Source organism: Legionella anisa, from assembly GCF_001467525.1.
Taxonomy (GTDB): domain Bacteria; phylum Pseudomonadota; class Gammaproteobacteria; order Legionellales; family Legionellaceae; genus Legionella; species Legionella anisa.
Genome location: NZ_LNXS01000038.1, coordinates 332 through 1416 on the forward strand (window position 1 = coordinate 332; position 1085 = coordinate 1416).

The window sequence follows — 1085 nt, forward strand, 5'->3', positions numbered from 1 at the left end:
TGGACACCAAATAGCATTGAACAATCATGAAATTATAACTTTCAATAAATCTTCTCACTACCCGCATCTAGAAGAGAATGATCGTTTTAGCGAGCTTTTAAATGAATTTATTAAATAGCTCTAAGGCAATCATCTTATTGTTTTCTATAATAATACCCACTATTATTCAAGCACAATCTAAAATTAAAATATGTTTAACCGGTAGGATTGTTGAAAATTTAAAATCATATGGTCAGTCTTTTTTAAATGCAGCATTTCTTGCAAAAGAAGAAAATGATCTCACTAACAAAGTTGAGATTAAGAGTTATTTTTATAATAACAGACCATTGGAGCCAATGCATATTTATAATCAAATGGTAAATGACTCTTGTTCTGCAATTATTGGATTTGAATATCTATCAGACTTGTTATTAGCTGTAAAAGAACAGAAAAATGACACCATACCGATTTTTACTTCCTACGCTAGCACCACCAACTCTGATCAATTACCTAAAAATATTTTTATCTTTATGCCAAGCTATAACTACCAAGCTGACAAAATGATGAGCTACTTACTTGATCGCTATAAAAATATAAACAACGTGTTGCTTATAACGGAAATTAACCGTGATGAGATGCTAAAGTATAAGGAAGTGTATTCCAGCATTTTAAAAAATGAACACGTAGAATATTCTACATTCGATTTTCTAGAAAATGACAGCGATATTGAGGGAAAATTGAAGAGTTTTTTGAATGAACGGAAATATCAATATGTTTTTTTATTGTCAGGTGCAATAGCATCAGCAAAAATTGCCAATATTATGAATAACCATAGCACTGTTTTTATTGGCACAGAAAACTTTGGTTCGTCAGTTAGTCAAACATTTTTTATGCGACTAAATGATAAAGTCATTAACTCTCATTTTATCCGCAATTTGGATTTTATACAGCCCTACGATGCTTTAACTAAATTTGAAAATATTTATATTCAAAAATACCATGAAAAACCCACTGTATTGGCAGCATACACTTATGATTCGATGAAGATTATTTTGAAAGCATTGAATAGAACCGGTATCGTCAATACAAACAGCATATTAAGTACT

At 30.3% G+C, this 1085-nt stretch carries 1 protein-coding gene; it reads left to right on the plus strand.

Translation table 11 applies throughout. The annotated features are described in order from the left end of the window. Positions 1-101 precede the first annotated feature (101 nt). The coding region (locus Lani_RS13340) for a type 1 periplasmic-binding domain-containing protein (protein ID WP_058388605.1) at positions 102-1085 on the plus strand (984 nt) is incomplete at its 3' end.